This is a genomic window from Chelatococcus sp. CO-6 (assembly GCF_001271345.1).
Classification (GTDB): Bacteria; Pseudomonadota; Alphaproteobacteria; order Rhizobiales; family Beijerinckiaceae; genus Chelatococcus_A; species Chelatococcus_A caeni.
Genome location: NZ_CP012398.1, coordinates 3,256,850 through 3,270,905, shown reverse-complemented (window position 1 = coordinate 3,270,905; position 14,056 = coordinate 3,256,850). Strand labels below are relative to the sequence as shown.

The window sequence follows — 14,056 nt, the reverse complement described above, 5'->3', positions numbered from 1 at the left end:
CTCTAACCTAGATTCCTTCGGAATCTTTCTAACGCGAACCGCATTTTCGCCGCGCGTGGACGAGTCCCCGATCGCCGGGAGACCGTCATGATCGTCGCGCTGCTCAACCAGAAGGGCGGCGTCGGCAAGACGACGATCGCGCTCCATCTTGCCGGCGAATGGGCAAAGCGCGGCCAGCGCGTCACCGTCATCGACGCGGACCCGCAAGGCTCGGCCCTCGACTGGTCGCAGCAGCGGGCGCGTGAAAGCCTGCCTCGGCTCTTCGGGGTCGTCGGCCTTGCGCGTGACACCCTGCATCGCGAGGCGCCGGAGATCGCCCGCGATGTCGACCACGTCATCATCGACGGACCGCCACGCGTCGCGGGACTGATGCGCTCGGCGCTGCTCGCCGCCGACCTGGTGCTGATGCCGGTGCAGCCGTCGCCCTTCGACGGTTGGGCGTCGGCCGAGATGCTGTCGCTGCTCGGCGAGGCCCGCATCTACCGACCGCAGCTCGTGGCCCGTTTCGTCCTCAATCGCTGCGCCGCGCGCACGGTCATCGCTCGCGAGACGGCGGAAACGCTCGCCGACCATGACCCGCCGCTGCTCGCCGCCAGGATCGGCCAGCGCGTCGCGTTCGCCGACACTGCACAGACCGGGCGGCTGGTCAGCGAAATCGACAGCGACAGCGCCGCCGCGCGCGAGATCGCCGCGCTTGTTACCGAGATCGGAAGGATCGCGCCATGACAGCGACGCCTCCCAAGCGCGGCTTCGCCACCCGGCCAGGCGATGCGGAGACTTGGGTCAGGTCCGCCGATGCGCCCGCGCCGCGCGTGCCTGAGGCCGCGATCTATTCGGCACGGCTGACAATCGACGTCACGCCGGCCCAGCGCGCTCGGATCAAGATCGCCGCCTTCCAGCGCGGCGTCACCGTGGCCGACATGCTGCGCGAGCTGCTCGCGCGCGAATTCCCTGAGAGCACTGGAGACGCGACATGACCGGCGCCGCCGCCATCCATGCGCGCGGCGAGCCGAGACCGGCTGCGCCGCTGCCCCACGACCTGACCGAAGTCGAACTCACCTGGATCGAAAAGCGAGTCGAGAACTGGATCAGGTTCGGCCGCGAGGTCGGCGAGCAGATCCTCGACCGCCGTCGACGCGTGCTGCGCTTCGCGCCGGACAGCGTCTTCGGCCTCGTGCGCTGGGCCGCTAACGACTACGGGACCATCGCCTCGCATCTCGACGTGCTGCGCACTGTCCCCGCCGGCGAGCCGCAACAGACCGTGCCCTTCGTGCGCCCCGGCGGCGACATCCTGCTGAAGGTCGAGGGCTGGCCCAAGGTCGCGCGGGTGCTGCAGATGATCGACGCGATCGAGGCGATCGGCATCGATCCGAGCGAGGTCTCGCCCGATCATTGGCGGCACGTCCACAACAGGATGAGCGCCGGCGAACAGCCGCGATCCTACACGGCCCAGCACCACAAGGCCTTCCTTCTGCGTCGGAGGGCCGGATCATGAGCCGCTTCGGCTACGTCATGGTCACCTACGTCCTGACCATGGGCATGGCGACCGCCGCCTTCGTCGATTTCCCGACAAAACTCATCTGGAACGCGTCGGCCAGCACGCCGATCGGGCTCTACAGCATCGCACCGGTCGACCGTTTCGAGGTCACCGATCTTGTGGCCGTGCGCGCGCCCGAACCGCTCGCCGCCTTCATGGTCGAACGCGGCTATATCGGCCGTGGCGTGCCCTTGATGAAGCGAGTGGCGGGCGTTCCCGGTCAACAAGTTTGCCGCCGCGATCACGCCATCACCGTGGACGGCGTGCCGATGGGCGATGCTCTCGACCGCGACCATCTCGGCCGCTCGCTGCCGGTCTGGCAGGGCTGCCGCCGCATCGCCGAGGGCGAGCTTTTCCTGATGAACTGGTCGGTCCGCGACAGCCTCGACGGTCGCTACTTCGGCCCGCTGCCGACCAGCGACGTGATCGGCCGGGCGACGCCGCTCTGGACCGATGAGCACGGCGACAGCCGCTACGTATGGCGCGCGCCGACCCGCTGAACTGCCGCTTCCCCCCCAACCGAAGGAGACGACCATGACCCAGATCGGCCAATTCACCCGCACCAAGTCCGGCTATTCCGGGCGACTCACCGCGCTCGGCATCGACGCCGAACTCGCCTTCGTCCCGGCCGAGCCGTCCGAAGCTGAGAACGCGCCGGACTACCGTGCCCTGCTCGGCGGCGATGACGGCATCGAGATCGGCGCCGGCTGGAAGCATGTCGGCGAGCGCGCCGGCGACTACGTCTCCGTGCAGCTCGACAGCCCGCTGTTCCCGCGTCCGCTGCGCGCCAACCTCTTCCGCTCCGGCGACGACAGCGGCACCTGGGGCCTGCACTGGTCGCGGCCCTCCAAACCGCGCAAGGAGGACTGATCGGTGCGCGGCCCGCATCGATCGCAGCATCATCGGGGCGGCACGCGGAAGTCCCTTGCCGCCTCCCGGCTGCTCCTCCTTCTCCTTTCCGGCCTGCCGCTCGCCGCTTCGCCAATGTCGCCGGTGCATGCTCAGAGCACGCTGCCGGTTCCGGCCGAGGCGAGCACCCACATCGCCGCCTTCGTGACCGAGGCCTCGCAGCGGTTCGGCATTCCGGTCGCCTGGATTCGCGCGCTCATGCGTGTCGAAAGCGCCAACGACGCGCGCGCCGTCTCGCCCAAGGGCGCGATGGGCCTGATGCAGATCATGCCCGACACCTGGGCCTACCTCCGCGCCCGCTATCGCCTTGGCAACGACCCGTTCGATCCCCGCGACAACATCATCGCGGGCACCGCCTACATGCGCGAACTCTACGATCGCTACGGCGCACCCGGCTTTCTCGCGGCCTACAACGCGGGCCCCGGACGGTACGACGATCACCTCGCGAACGGCCGCCCGTTGCCGGCCGAGACGCGCGCCTATATCGCCCATCTCGCGCCCCTTGTCGGCGGCGAACCGTCTCCGGCCGTCGTCACTGTTGCTGCCGCCGACCCGCTGGCGTGGACGCGCGCGCCGCTCTTCATCGGCGCCTCTGATCGCGGTCCGGGCGCAGGTCCGGCGCAGCCCAATGCACAGTCGCTCGACGGCGACACCGCGGCTCCACCGCGCGATGCGGCGGCCGATGCGAGCCCGACCGGCGGCCTTTTCGTCTCCCGGCGGGAGCCTGCAGGCCCGCGATGAAAGCCTCACCTGTCCATCGCAGCATGGCGAACCCCAGCGCAGATTGGCGAGCGTTGGGAGGGGACGCGCCAAGCACAGCCGCACGATGGCAGGATAAAGGGGCGCGAGGTGCGCTTCGGTTCGGTTGTGCTTTTTCAAGGGGTTATGGCGCGATTTCGCGAGGTGCGCATGATCGGCGCAGCCTGCGCATCGGCTCATTTCTCAAGAATATCATCGCGTTAGCGCGATGTGCGGAGCGTCGGGAATGACCGACGAGCACGACTTCCGCATCCGGCCAGGCCGCATCCGCTCGACGAGCGCGCAGCGGGCGCGGCCCTTCATCGCCCAGGCGCTGGCGGCCGCGCAGCGCGCCGGCGGCAGCGTCTCCCGGCAAGGGAAGATCGGGTCCGGCGCGCGGTCCCGGTTCGGGCGCGGCCAGCGCGCCTCGATCCAGGCGAACCGCCTCATCATCGCCCGCTCGCGCGGCGCGGTCATCAAGGCGCGGGTCGTCCGTCATAGCGCGCGGTCAGCGCCGCTCTCGACGCATCTCGATTACCTGCGCCGCGACGGCGTCACCCGCGACGGGGAGAAGGCCCGACTGTTCGGTCCGGGCGGCGATGACGTCGACGTCAAGAACTTCGCGGAGCGGTCCGAGGACGACCGCCACCATTTCCGCTTCATCGTCTCGCCGGACGACGCGCTGGAAATGTCCGACCTCAAGGGCTTCACTCGCGAGCTGGTCGGCCAGATGGAGAAGGATCTCGGGACAAAGCTCGAATGGGTCGCGGTCGATCACTGGAACACCGAGCATCCGCATGTCCATCTGATCGTCCGCGGCGTGCGCGATGACGGCGAAAACCTGGTCATCTCCCGCGATTATATCAAAGAGGGCATGCGCGATCGGGCGCGCGACCTCATCACCCAGGAGCTGGGACCGCGCACCGATCAGGAAATCCGGCAGACGCTCGAGCGCCAGATCGACTCCGACCGCTGGACCAACCTCGACCGCCAGCTCGCCCGCGATGCCTATCGCACCGGCGTCATCGATCTTGCACCGCATGCCGACCGCCAACCCGACGAATTCCATGCCTTGAAGGTCGGGCGTCTGCGCAAGCTCGCAGGGCTCGGGCTCGCCGATGAGATCGGCCCCGGCCAGTGGACCATCTCGGACAAGGCGGAGGCGACGCTGCGCGAACTCGGCGAGCGAGGCGACATCATCAAGCGCATCCACCATGGCCTGACCGAGCGTGGCATCGAGCGCGGCGCGGCGAGCTACGTGCTGGCGTCCGAGAGCCTCAACGATCCGGTCATCGGACGTCTCGTCGCCCGCGGCCTCGACGACGAGCTGAAGGGCACGGCCTTCGCCGTCGTGGACGGCGTCGACGGCCGCACCCACCACATCAAGCTTCCCGACCTAGACGCGGCCGGCGACAGCGCGCCGGGTTCGATCGTCGAGCTTCGGAAATTCGATGACGCGCGCGGCCAGCGCCGCGTGGCGATCGCGGTGCGCTCCGACCTCGACATCGAGCGGCAGGTCACCGCGACCGGCGCGACCTGGCTCGACCGGCAGAATATCGCCCGCGAGCTGGCCGCGCTCGGCAGCGGCTTCGGCGCCGAGGTGCGCGACGCCATGGACCGACGGGCCGAACACCTTGTCGGCCAAGGCCTCGCCGAGCGACAGAAGCGCGGCGTCAGCTTCCAGCCCGGCCTGGTCGACACGCTGCGGCGCCGCGAGCTGGAGGCGGTTGCCGAACGCATCGCCGCCGAGACCGGGCGGCCGCAGGTCAAACCTGAATCCGGCGAATATGTCACCGGCACCTACCAGCGGCGGCTGACGCTTGCGAGCGGCCGCTTCGCCATGATCGACGACGGGCTCGGCTTCAGCCTCGTACCCTGGACGCCATCACTCGAAAAGCAGCTCGGCCGTCACGTCTCCGGCGTCGCCCGAAGCGACGGCGGCGTCGACTGGAGCTTCGGCCGCCAGCGGGGGCTCGGCCTGTGACCACCACCCCAAGCGAAAGGACCAGCCATGTCCGCCACTAAAATTCTCTGGGGCCAGATCTTCACGGTCTTCGCCATCGTCGTGTTGACCACCTGGACCGCCACGGAGTGGACAGCCTACCGGCTCGGCTTCCAGTCCCAGCTCGGACCGCCGTGGTTCATGCTCGGTCATTGGCCGATCTACTATCCGTGGTCCTTCTTTCCGTGGTGGTATTTCTACGACGCCTACGCACCGCCGATCTTCGTCGAGGGCGCCTATATCGCCTCCTCCGGAGGCTTCATCTCGATCGCCGTCGCGATCGGCATGTCGGTCTGGCGGGCTCGCGAGGCGAAGAACGCCGAGACCTTCGGCTCGGCGCGTTGGGCACATGACGACGAGGTGCGCGGCGCCGGCCTGCTCGGCGAAGACGGCGTGGTGCTCGGCAAATATGACCGCGCCTATCTTCGGCACGACGGCCCCGAGCATGTCCTGTGCTTCGCGCCGACCCGGTCCGGCAAGGGCGTCGGCCTGGTCGTGCCGTCGTTGCTGACCTGGCCGGGCTCGGCCATCGTCCATGACATCAAGGGCGAGAATTGGACGCTGACCGCCGGCTTCCGCGCCCGCCACGGTCGGGTGCTGCTCTTCGATCCGACCAATGCGAAGTCGGCCGCCTATAACCCATTGCTCGAGGTGCGCCGCGGCGAATGGGAAGTCCGCGACGTTCAGAACATCGCCGACATCCTAGTCGACCCGGAAGGCAACCTCGAGAAGCGGAACCACTGGGAGAAGACCAGCCACGCGCTCCTGGTCGGCGCGATCCTCCATGTCCTCTATGCAGAGGAAGATAAGACGCTCGCCGGTGTCGCCGCCTTCCTCAGCGATCCCAAGCGGCCGATCGAATCGACCTTGGCGGCGATGATGAAGACGGCCCATCTCGGCGAGAGCGGACCCCATCCGGTGATCGCGTCGGCCGCGCGCGAGCTGCTCAACAAATCCGACAACGAACGCTCCGGCGTGCTCTCGACCGCCATGTCCTTCCTCGGCCTCTATCGCGATCCCGTCGTCGCCGAGGTGACTCGCCGCTGCGACTGGCGCATCGCCGACATCGTCGGCGCCCGCCAGCCGACCAGCCTCTACCTTGTCGTGCCGCCCTCGGACATCGCCCGGACCAAGCCGCTGATCCGGCTGATCCTCAATCAGATTGGCCGGCGCCTGACCGAAGACCTCAACGCTAAAGGCAACCGGCATCGGCTGCTCCTGATGCTCGACGAGTTTCCGGCGCTCGGGCGGCTCGACTTCTTCGAGTCCGCCTTGGCGTTCATGGCGGGCTATGGGCTGAAAAGCTTCCTGATCGCCCAGTCGCTGAACCAGATCGAGAAGGCCTACGGACCGAACAACGCGATCCTCGACAACTGCCATGTCCGGGTATCGTTCGCGACGAACGACGAGCGCACCGCCAAGCGGGTTTCCGATGCGCTCGGCACCGCGACTGAAATGCGCGCGATGAAGAACTATGCCGGCCATCGCCTCTCGCCCTGGCTCGGCCACCTGATGGTGTCGCGCTCGGAGACCGCGCGGCCGCTGCTCACCCCGGGCGAGATCATGCAACTTCCGCCGACCGACGAGATCGTCATGGTCGCCGGCACGCCGCCGATCCGCGCGAAGAAAGCCCGATACTTCGAGGACTGCCGCTTCAACGAGCGGATTATGCCGCCACCCGGGCTGATCGGTTCGACACGGCCGAGTACCGACGACTGGAGCAGCCTGCCGGTTCCGGCTCGGCCGAAAGCTGCGATAACCGAAGCGGCTATCGCGACCGGGAGCCGCGACGAAGATCCGACTGGATCGGAGCGGCGCCACCAGCCCGAGTTGGGGCGCGCCGCCCCGGTCGAGAAGAAGGTGCCGACTGAGAACGAGTTCGAGGCCGGCTTCGAAGACGAGGCCGACGAGGACATCGCGCGCATCAGCCGCGCTAACCAGATCATGCAGGGCGTCGCCCGTCAGGTTTCGCTCGATCCGAACGATGGCATGGAGCTGTGAGACGGCTATGTCCAAGCCTCCCAAGAAACAGCGCCTGTCGGTCTATCTCGAACCCGAGGTGATGAAGGCGCTCGCCGCCCATGCGGCGCGCCGCGATCAGTCGCGGTCATTGATCGCCGAAGCAGCGATCGCATCGTTCCTGTCGCCGGACGCCGCCGAGCGCCAGGAGGCCGCCGCGACCAAGCGTCTCGACCAGTTCGATCGCCGCATGACGCGGATGGAGCGTGACCTCGGCATCTCGGTCGAGACGCTCGCCGTCTTCGTGCGCTTCTGGCTCACCACCAACCCGCCTTTGCCCGAACCGGCGCAGGCCGCCGCGCGGGCCCAGGCGGGCGAGCGCTATGACGCGTTCGTTGCCGCGTTAGGGCGCAGACTCGCCAAAGGCCCGAAGCTGCGGCAGGAGATTTCCGAGGACATCAGCCCCATACCGGAGACGCGATAAAGCGTCGATGAACCTGATAAAAAAGCGGAACGGGCGGCGTGTCGGGCCGCGCACCAGGCTGCGAATGACCGGTCGTGGGACTTTGCCGCCCGACCGCTTCCCGTCGTGGGCGAAGCAAAACGTCATTGAAACGCTCGCGTCGCTCGGCGTCCCGCATCCTTGGCCGCGACCGATCATTCCGTCGGCGACAACCCCTCTTCGGCACGGGCCCGCACGACAGACGGCCTTTGATTCATCCGCTCGAAATAGACCTGAAGGCGCTCGGGTGCCGCGATCTCAAATTGTGCCGCCGCGAGCAGGCACCAGTAGAGATAGGGATCGGCTATCGAGATCGACTGGCCGAGAAGGAACGGCTTTTCTCCCATCTGCTCGTCCAGAAAGGCGAACCCCTTCGTGAGCGCATTGCGCGCCTTCGTTTGCTCCGCTTCGGCCGCTTTCTTGAAGAACGGCCCGAGGCCGCCATGAATGGTCGTTGCCATGTAGGACAGAGCCTCCAATGCCCGGCTTCGCCCCAGCGCGTCCTCCGGAAGCAATTTGCCGCTGTGATCCGCGATATGAGCAAGGATGGCGAGATTCTCGGTTAGGATCGAACCATCGTCCAATTCCAGGGCGGGCACGAAACCGCGTGGGTTGATCGCAAGATAGTCTCTACCGTCACGTGTACGCTTGTCGCGGTCGATCGGCATGAGATCGTATGGCAGATCGGCTTCGATCAACGCGATGTGATCGGCGATGCTGCACGCTGCAGGATAGAAATACAGGCGCATTTTTTGGTCTCCACACGCCGTTTCGAAGGCGCGATTACGTGGTCTGGATTGCTGACCAGCTCCAATTATGAGACAAGAGAAGACCTCACAAGAACGCATAATTTCAGGACATGGTCATATGGGCAGGACCGCCCCGCTCGCCGGACAGAATAGTTGCCGCGCCGTCAGTGAGGTTCTCAGCCGGGTCGGCGACAAATGGTCGGTCCTTGTCATCGTCGCCGTCCGGGAGCGGCCACACCGCTTCAACGAGCTGAAGCGCAAGGTCGGTGGCATATCCCAGCAGATGCTCACATCGACGCTCAAGACGCTGGAACGGGATGGCCTAGTGACAAGGACCGTCATGCCCACCACGCCGCCGCAAGTCAGCTATGCGCTGACCGATCTGGGGCGATCTCTGTCCAGCACCCTCCGGCAGCTCGCCGAGTGGTCAATCGACAACCTCGCCACGATCCAGGAAAGCCGGCGCCAATACGACGAAGGGCGTCCGACATAGGGCCCACTCGCTCTGCCGCGAGCCGCGCGCAAATGCGACCATACCGCTACTCGCGCGTGCTGACATATCGCTGATTGTCGCGACCGCTTAAGGAATCAGCACATAGCCCCCGGAATGGCCGGGCTTGGGTCGTCAGCTGTCACTCCACCATGCGGAGGTGCTGCTCGATGGTGGCCTGCTGCGTTCACCACGGCGAGCAGCCACCGGTTGCGGCAACTCAAGTATTCAGCGACCCCACCTATCACCTGTCTTTGTACGCCATGGTACGACAAGCAAAACAACCTGTTGCCGAGAGCCGATTTCCGGTTCTCTTAATCATCCCCGATCCAGGGACGGCCTGACGCGGTCCCACAAAGAACGGGGACGACGTGGCCACCTCTTCCGAGAAATCCGAGGCGATACTTCGCGGAGCCCGCATGCTGCGGACCGCACTCGGCCCCGCGATCGCCGGTTTCCTCGGAGACGCCAGCGTCGTCGAAGTGATGCTCAACCCCGACGGCCGTCTCTGGGTCGACCGGCTCTCGGAGGGATTGTCCGACACAGGCGAGCGGCTCTCGGCCGCCGATGGCGAGCGCATCGTGCGCCTGGTCGCGCACCATGTCGGCGCCGAGGTCCACGCCGCCAGTCCGCGCGTCTCGGCCGAGCTGCCGGAAACGGGAGAGCGGTTCGAGGGCCTGCTGCCACCCGTCGTCCAGGCGCCAACTTTCGCTATCCGTAAGCCCGCTGTCGCGGTCTTCACCCTGCAGGACTACGTCGCAGGTGGGATCATGACCGCCGAGCAGGCCGAGATCCTGCGCCAGGCGGTTGCCGACCGCCGCAACATCCTGGTCGCCGGTGGCACCTCGACCGGCAAGACCACGCTCACGAATGCGCTGCTCGCCGAGGTGTCCAAGACCTCGGACCGCGTCGTGCTGATCGAGGACACCCGAGAGCTTCAGTGCGTCGCGCCAAATCTCGTCGCCATGCGGACCAAGGACGGCGTGGCGACGCTCTCCGATCTCGTTCGCTCCTCGCTCCGCCTTCGCCCCGACCGGATTCCGATCGGAGAGGTCCGCGGCGCCGAAGCGCTCGATCTGCTCAAGGCCTGGGGCACGGGCCATCCCGGCGGCATCGGCACGATTCACGCGGGCACGTCGTTAGGCGCGCTGCGCCGCCTCGAGCAGCTCATCCAAGAAGCCGTCATCACCGTCCCCCGCGCGCTCATCGCCGAGACGATCGATCTCGTCGCCGTGCTCTCCGGCCGCGGCTCGACCCGACGCCTCGCCGAGCTCGGCCTCGTCGAGGGGCTCGGTTGCGATGGCGACTACCGCGTCCGCCCTGCCACCCAGCCCCTTGAAGGAGACCGCGCATGATCCGCCGAGCCCTGCAGTTCCGTCGCCACGTCGCGACCGCCGCCTCTGTCCTCTTCGTCAGCCTGATGCTGGCACCTGCCGCCCACGCATCAGGCTCCTCAATGCCATGGGAGCAGCCGCTGCAGCAGATCCTTCAGTCAATCGAAGGTCCGGTGGCCAAAATAATCGCTGTCATCATCATTATCGTCACCGGCCTGACGCTCGCCTTCGGCGACACAAGCGGCGGCTTTCGCAGGCTCATTCAGATCGTGTTCGGGCTGAGCATCGCCTTCGCAGCGTCGAGCTTCTTTTTGTCGTTCTTCTCGTTCGGCGGCGGGGTCTTGGTGTAATGGCCGCCGTCCTCGAACAGCTCGACGCGGTGCCGGGCTTTACGATCCCAGTCCACCGGGCGCTGACCGAGCACATTCTGCTCGGCGGCGCGCCGCGCTCCATTGCGATCATGAACGGGACGCTGGCCGGAGCCGTTGGCCTCGGCCTGCGCCTCTGGCTGGTCGGGCTCGCCATCTGGGCTATCGGTCACTTCGCAGCCGTTTGGGCCGCGAAGCGCGATCCGCTCTTCGTGGAGGTTGGTCGCCGGCATCTGCGCATCCCTGGCCATCTGTCGGTCTGAGGAGTGCTGCTATGCTGAACCTCGCCGAATACCGCCGCACCGCCAACCGCCTTGCCGACTATCTGCCTTGGGTCGCGCTAGTCGGCGAAGGCGTCGTGCTGAACAAGGACGGCTCTTTTCAGCGCAGCGCGAAGTTTCGCGGCCCCGATCTCGATTCCGCCGTGGCGGCCGAGCTGGTGGCGGTCGCCGGCCGCATCAACAACGCCTTCCGCCGTCTCGGATCGGGCTGGAGCATCTTTGTCGAGGCGCAGCGCAACGAGGCCGCGACCTATCCCAGCAGCACCTTTCCTGATCCGGCTTCCGCATTGGTCGATGCCGAGCGCAAGGCCGATTTCGAGGAGGAAGGCGCGCATTTCGTTTCGAGCTACTTCCTGACTTTCCTCTATTTGCCGCCAGCCGAAGACGCCGCGCGCATAGAAGCCTGGCTTTATGAGGGGCGTGAGCGGTCCGGTGTCGATCCCCATGAAGTGCTGCGCGGCTTTATCGACCGCACCGACCGGGTGCTGGCGCTGCTCGACGGCTTCATGCCGTCCTGCCGCTGGCTCGATGACGCCGAGACGCTGACCTATCTGCATTCCTGCGTTTCCCTGAGCCGCGATCGCGTGCGCGTCCCTGAAACGCCGATCTATCTCGACGCGCTGCTCGCCGACCAGCCGCTGACCGGTGGGCTGGAGCCCCGCCTTGGCGACGGACATCTGCGCATCCTCACCATCATCGGCTTCCCGACCGCCACCACGCCGGGCCTCCTGGACGAGCTGAACCGGCTGGCCTTTCCCTATCGCTGGAGCACGCGGGCGATCCTGCTCGACAAGACCGACGCGACCCGACTGCTGACCAAGATCAGGCGGCAGTGGTTCGCCAAGCGCAAGTCGATCGCAGCGATCTTCAAGGAGGTCATGACCAACGAGGCGTCCACGCTCGTGGACACCGACGCCGCCAACAAGGCCGCCGATGCCGACATGGCCTTGCAGGAGCTCGGCGCTGATGTCGCCGGCATGGCCTATGTCACGGCCACCATCACGGTCTGGGACACTGATCCTCGCGTGGCCGACGAGAAACTGCGGCTGGTCGAGAAGGTCATTCAGAGCCGTGACTTCACGGCCATGGCTGAGACGGTCAATGCCGTCGACGCCTGGCTCGGCTCGCTGCCGGGACATGCCTACGCGAACGTCCGGCAGCCCCCGATCTCGACGCTCAATCTCGCCCACATGATCCCCCTCTCTGCCGTGTGGGCGGGGCCGGAACGGAATGACCATCTCGGAGCGCCCCCCTTGCTCTACGGCAAGACCGAGGGATCGACTCCGTTCCGGCTTTCCCTCCACATCGGCGACGTGGGTCACACGCTCGTCGTTGGTCCCACCGGCGCCGGCAAATCCGTGCTGCTGGCGCTCATGGCGCTCCAGTTCCGCCGCTACGAGGGCGCCCAGGTCTTCGCCTTCGATTTCGGAGGCAGCATCCGGGCGGCGGCGCTCGCCATGGGCGGCGACTGGCACGATCTCGGCGGCGGGCTGACGGAAGGTTCGGACGCCTCCGTCTCCCTCCAGCCGCTCGCGCGTATCCACGACACCTACGAGCGTGCTTGGGCGGCCGACTGGATCGTCGCCATCCTCATGCGAGAGGGCATCCAGATCACGCCCGAGGTGAAGGAGTATATCTGGACGGCGCTGACCTCGCTCGCCTCCGCACCGCTCGAGGAACGCACCATCACCGGCCTCGCGGTGCTATTGCAGTCCAACGACCTGAAGCAGGCACTTCGGCCGTTCTGCGTCGGCGGAGCCTATGGCCGCCTACTCGACGCCGAGACGGAACATCTCGGCAGTTCGCAAGTGCAGGCATTCGAGATCGAGGGCCTTGTCGGCACGGGCGCTGCCCCGGCCGTGCTCTCCTACCTGTTCCATCGCGTCAGTGACCGGCTCGACGGACGGCCGACGCTGCTCATCATCGACGAGGGCTGGCTAGCGCTCGACGACGAGGGATTTGCCGGCCAGCTCCGCGAATGGCTGAAGACGCTGCGCAAGAAGAACGCCAGCGTGATCTTCGCCACGCAGTCGCTCAGCGACATCGACAATTCATCCATCGCACCCGCCATTATCGAGAGCTGCCCGACGCGGCTCCTGTTGCCGAACGAGCGGGCCATCGAACCGCAGATCACGGCCATCTATCGCCGCTTCGGCCTCAATGACCGGCAGATCGAAATCCTCGCGCGGGCGACACCGAAGCGCGACTATTACTGCCAGTCGCGGCGGGGCAACCGGCTCTTCGAGCTAGGCCTGTCCGAAGTTGGCCTCGCGCTCTGCGCCGCTTCCTCCAAATCCGACCAGACCTTGATCGCCGACCTCGTCGCCGAGCACGGCCGCGACGGCTTTCTCGCCGCCTGGCTGCGCCTGCGCGGCGCCGAATGGGCGCTCGACCTCATTCCCAACCTCGACAACCTGGAGACCAAACCATGATGATCCGTCACTCGCACGGGGCGCTCATTGCCGCATCGATCCTGTCCATGCCGCTGGCGCTGTCGCCGATGCTCGCGACGCCGGCTCACGCCATCATCGTCTTCGATCCGTCGAACTATGCCCAGAACGTCCTGACGGCGGCGCGCACGCTGGAGCAGATCACGCATCAGATCACCTCGCTTCAGAATGAAGCCCAGATGCTCATCAATCAGGCTCGCAACCTTGCGAGCCTGCCGTTCTCCGCTCTTCAGCAGATCCAGCAATCGGTGAGCCGCACGCAGCAGCTTCTGAGCCAAGCCCAGAACATCGCCTTCAACGTCCAGCAGATCGACCAGGCGTTCCAGCAGAAATACGGCAACGTCTTGCTCTCCGCGACCGACCAGCAGCTCGTCGCCGATGCGCGCTCGCGCTGGCAGAACACCGTCGGCGGTCTTCAGGACGCGATGCGCGTGCAGGCCGGCGTCGTCGGCAATATCGACACGAACCGCACGCAGATGTCGGCCCTCGTCGACCAGAGCCAGTCGGCAACCGGTGCGTTGCAGGCGACCCAGGCCGGTAACCAGCTTCTCGCCCTCCAATCGCAACAGCTCTCCGACCTTATCGCCCTGATCTCGGCCAATGGCCGCGCCGGCGCGCTGACGGAGGCCGAGCGGGCCGCGGCCGCCGCACAGGGGCGCGAGCAGCGCCGCCGCTTTCTGACGCCGGGCAGCGGCTACCAGCCCGGCAACGCGCAAATGTTCAACAGCGGCAATTGA

At 66.6% G+C, this 14,056-nt stretch carries 16 protein-coding genes; 15 read left to right on the top strand and 1 reads right to left on the bottom strand.

All coding sequences use genetic code 11. The features are described from left to right. The first annotated feature begins 87 nt into the window (after positions 1–87). The 9 genes from parA (at position 88) to AL346_RS15370 (ending at position 7,629) form a co-directional block, all read left to right on the top strand. Positions 88–726 carry a ParA family partition ATPase gene (gene parA, locus AL346_RS15410; RefSeq protein WP_019404623.1) on the top strand — a complete coding sequence of 213 codons (639 nt, stop codon included), beginning with the start codon at positions 88–90 and terminating at the stop codon, positions 724–726. Continuing rightward, complete coding sequence (locus AL346_RS15405; protein WP_019404624.1) at positions 723–977, top strand: hypothetical protein; 255 nt, start codon at positions 723–725, stop codon at positions 975–977. Before parA ends, AL346_RS15405 begins: the two co-directional genes overlap by 4 nt. Further along, complete coding sequence (locus AL346_RS15400) at positions 974–1,495, top strand: DUF2840 domain-containing protein (RefSeq protein WP_019404625.1); 522 nt, start codon at positions 974–976, stop codon at positions 1,493–1,495. Before AL346_RS15405 ends, AL346_RS15400 begins: the two co-directional genes overlap by 4 nt. After that, positions 1,492–2,037, top strand: a complete 546-nt coding sequence (locus tag AL346_RS15395) for a S26 family signal peptidase (RefSeq protein ID WP_019404626.1) — start codon at positions 1,492–1,494, stop codon at positions 2,035–2,037. Before AL346_RS15400 ends, AL346_RS15395 begins: the two co-directional genes overlap by 4 nt. A 34-nt stretch (positions 2,038–2,071) precedes the next feature. Further along, entirely contained in the window at positions 2,072–2,407 is a 336-nt protein-coding gene (locus tag AL346_RS15390) for a DUF736 domain-containing protein (RefSeq protein WP_019404627.1), read from the top strand. A gap of 3 nt (positions 2,408–2,410) precedes the next feature. Beyond that, positions 2,411–3,187: a lytic transglycosylase domain-containing protein gene (locus AL346_RS15385; protein ID WP_019404628.1), complete on the top strand. Its 777-nt coding sequence runs from the start codon at positions 2,411–2,413 to the stop codon at positions 3,185–3,187. Positions 3,188–3,431: 244 nt separating this feature from the next. After that, positions 3,432–5,168, top strand: a complete 1,737-nt coding sequence (locus AL346_RS15380) for a VirD2 family relaxase/mobilization nuclease (protein ID WP_019404629.1) — start codon at positions 3,432–3,434, stop codon at positions 5,166–5,168. 27 nt (positions 5,169–5,195) lie between these two features. Further along, the gene (locus tag AL346_RS15375) at positions 5,196–7,187 is read left to right on the top strand and encodes a conjugal transfer protein TraG (RefSeq protein WP_019404630.1); all 1,992 of its coding nucleotides are present in this window, start codon (positions 5,196–5,198) and stop codon (positions 7,185–7,187) included. A 7-nt stretch (positions 7,188–7,194) separates the two neighbouring features. Beyond that, positions 7,195–7,629 (top strand): ribbon-helix-helix protein, CopG family, encoded by a 435-nt coding sequence (locus AL346_RS15370; RefSeq protein ID WP_019404631.1) that lies wholly within the window; start codon positions 7,195–7,197, stop codon positions 7,627–7,629. 173 nt (positions 7,630–7,802) lie between these two features. Here AL346_RS15370 and AL346_RS15365 read toward each other — a convergent pair whose 3' ends face one another. Beyond that, positions 7,803–8,396, bottom strand: a complete 594-nt coding sequence (locus AL346_RS15365) for a glutathione S-transferase N-terminal domain-containing protein (protein ID WP_019404632.1) — start codon at positions 8,394–8,396, stop codon at positions 7,803–7,805. A gap of 118 nt (positions 8,397–8,514) precedes the next feature. Here AL346_RS15365 and AL346_RS15360 point away from each other — a divergent pair, with 118 nt between their 5' ends. From AL346_RS15360 to trbJ, 6 genes are all read left to right on the top strand, one after another. Continuing rightward, the gene (locus AL346_RS15360) at positions 8,515–8,889 is read left to right on the top strand and encodes a helix-turn-helix domain-containing protein (protein WP_019404633.1); all 375 of its coding nucleotides are present in this window, start codon (positions 8,515–8,517) and stop codon (positions 8,887–8,889) included. A 416-nt stretch (positions 8,890–9,305) separates the two neighbouring features. Beyond that, positions 9,306–10,241 carry a P-type conjugative transfer ATPase TrbB gene (gene trbB, locus AL346_RS15355; RefSeq protein WP_019404634.1) on the top strand — a complete coding sequence of 312 codons (936 nt, stop codon included), beginning with the start codon at positions 9,306–9,308 and terminating at the stop codon, positions 10,239–10,241. Then, positions 10,238–10,570 (top strand): TrbC/VirB2 family protein, encoded by a 333-nt coding sequence (locus AL346_RS15350; protein ID WP_019404635.1) that lies wholly within the window; start codon positions 10,238–10,240, stop codon positions 10,568–10,570. The genes trbB and AL346_RS15350 overlap by 4 nt, the downstream gene beginning before the upstream one ends. After that, complete coding sequence (locus AL346_RS15345) at positions 10,570–10,851, top strand: VirB3 family type IV secretion system protein (RefSeq protein WP_019404636.1); 282 nt, start codon at positions 10,570–10,572, stop codon at positions 10,849–10,851. Before AL346_RS15350 ends, AL346_RS15345 begins: the two co-directional genes overlap by 1 nt. A gap of 11 nt (positions 10,852–10,862) precedes the next feature. Further along, positions 10,863–13,301 carry a conjugal transfer protein TrbE gene (gene trbE, locus AL346_RS15340; RefSeq protein WP_019404637.1) on the top strand — a complete coding sequence of 813 codons (2,439 nt, stop codon included), beginning with the start codon at positions 10,863–10,865 and terminating at the stop codon, positions 13,299–13,301. After that, a complete protein-coding gene (gene trbJ, locus AL346_RS15335; protein ID WP_019404638.1) occupies positions 13,298–14,056 on the top strand; it encodes a P-type conjugative transfer protein TrbJ in 759 nt (252 codons plus the stop codon). Before trbE ends, trbJ begins: the two co-directional genes overlap by 4 nt.

Excerpts from the sequence above, each read along its gene's own strand:
- parA (WP_019404623.1), top strand. The coding sequence starts at position 88 with ATGATCGTCGCGCTGCTCAACCAGAAGGGCGGCGTCGGCAAGACGACG.
- AL346_RS15405 (WP_019404624.1), top strand. The coding sequence starts at position 723 with ATGACAGCGACGCCTCCCAAGCGCGGCTTCGCCACCCGGCCAGGCGAT.
- AL346_RS15400 (WP_019404625.1), top strand. The coding sequence starts at position 974 with ATGACCGGCGCCGCCGCCATCCATGCGCGCGGCGAGCCGAGACCGGCT.
- AL346_RS15395 (WP_019404626.1), top strand. The coding sequence starts at position 1,492 with ATGAGCCGCTTCGGCTACGTCATGGTCACCTACGTCCTGACCATGGGC.
- AL346_RS15390 (WP_019404627.1), top strand. The coding sequence starts at position 2,072 with ATGACCCAGATCGGCCAATTCACCCGCACCAAGTCCGGCTATTCCGGG.
- AL346_RS15380 (WP_019404629.1), top strand. The coding sequence starts at position 3,432 with ATGACCGACGAGCACGACTTCCGCATCCGGCCAGGCCGCATCCGCTCG.
- AL346_RS15375 (WP_019404630.1), top strand. The coding sequence starts at position 5,196 with ATGTCCGCCACTAAAATTCTCTGGGGCCAGATCTTCACGGTCTTCGCC.
- AL346_RS15370 (WP_019404631.1), top strand. The coding sequence starts at position 7,195 with ATGTCCAAGCCTCCCAAGAAACAGCGCCTGTCGGTCTATCTCGAACCC.
- AL346_RS15365 (WP_019404632.1), bottom strand. The coding sequence starts at position 8,396 with ATGCGCCTGTATTTCTATCCTGCAGCGTGCAGCATCGCCGATCACATC.
- AL346_RS15360 (WP_019404633.1), top strand. The coding sequence starts at position 8,515 with ATGGGCAGGACCGCCCCGCTCGCCGGACAGAATAGTTGCCGCGCCGTC.
- trbB (WP_019404634.1), top strand. The coding sequence starts at position 9,306 with ATGCTGCGGACCGCACTCGGCCCCGCGATCGCCGGTTTCCTCGGAGAC.
- AL346_RS15350 (WP_019404635.1), top strand. The coding sequence starts at position 10,238 with ATGATCCGCCGAGCCCTGCAGTTCCGTCGCCACGTCGCGACCGCCGCC.
- AL346_RS15345 (WP_019404636.1), top strand. The coding sequence starts at position 10,570 with ATGGCCGCCGTCCTCGAACAGCTCGACGCGGTGCCGGGCTTTACGATC.
- trbE (WP_019404637.1), top strand. The coding sequence starts at position 10,863 with ATGCTGAACCTCGCCGAATACCGCCGCACCGCCAACCGCCTTGCCGAC.
- trbJ (WP_019404638.1), top strand. The coding sequence starts at position 13,298 with ATGATGATCCGTCACTCGCACGGGGCGCTCATTGCCGCATCGATCCTG.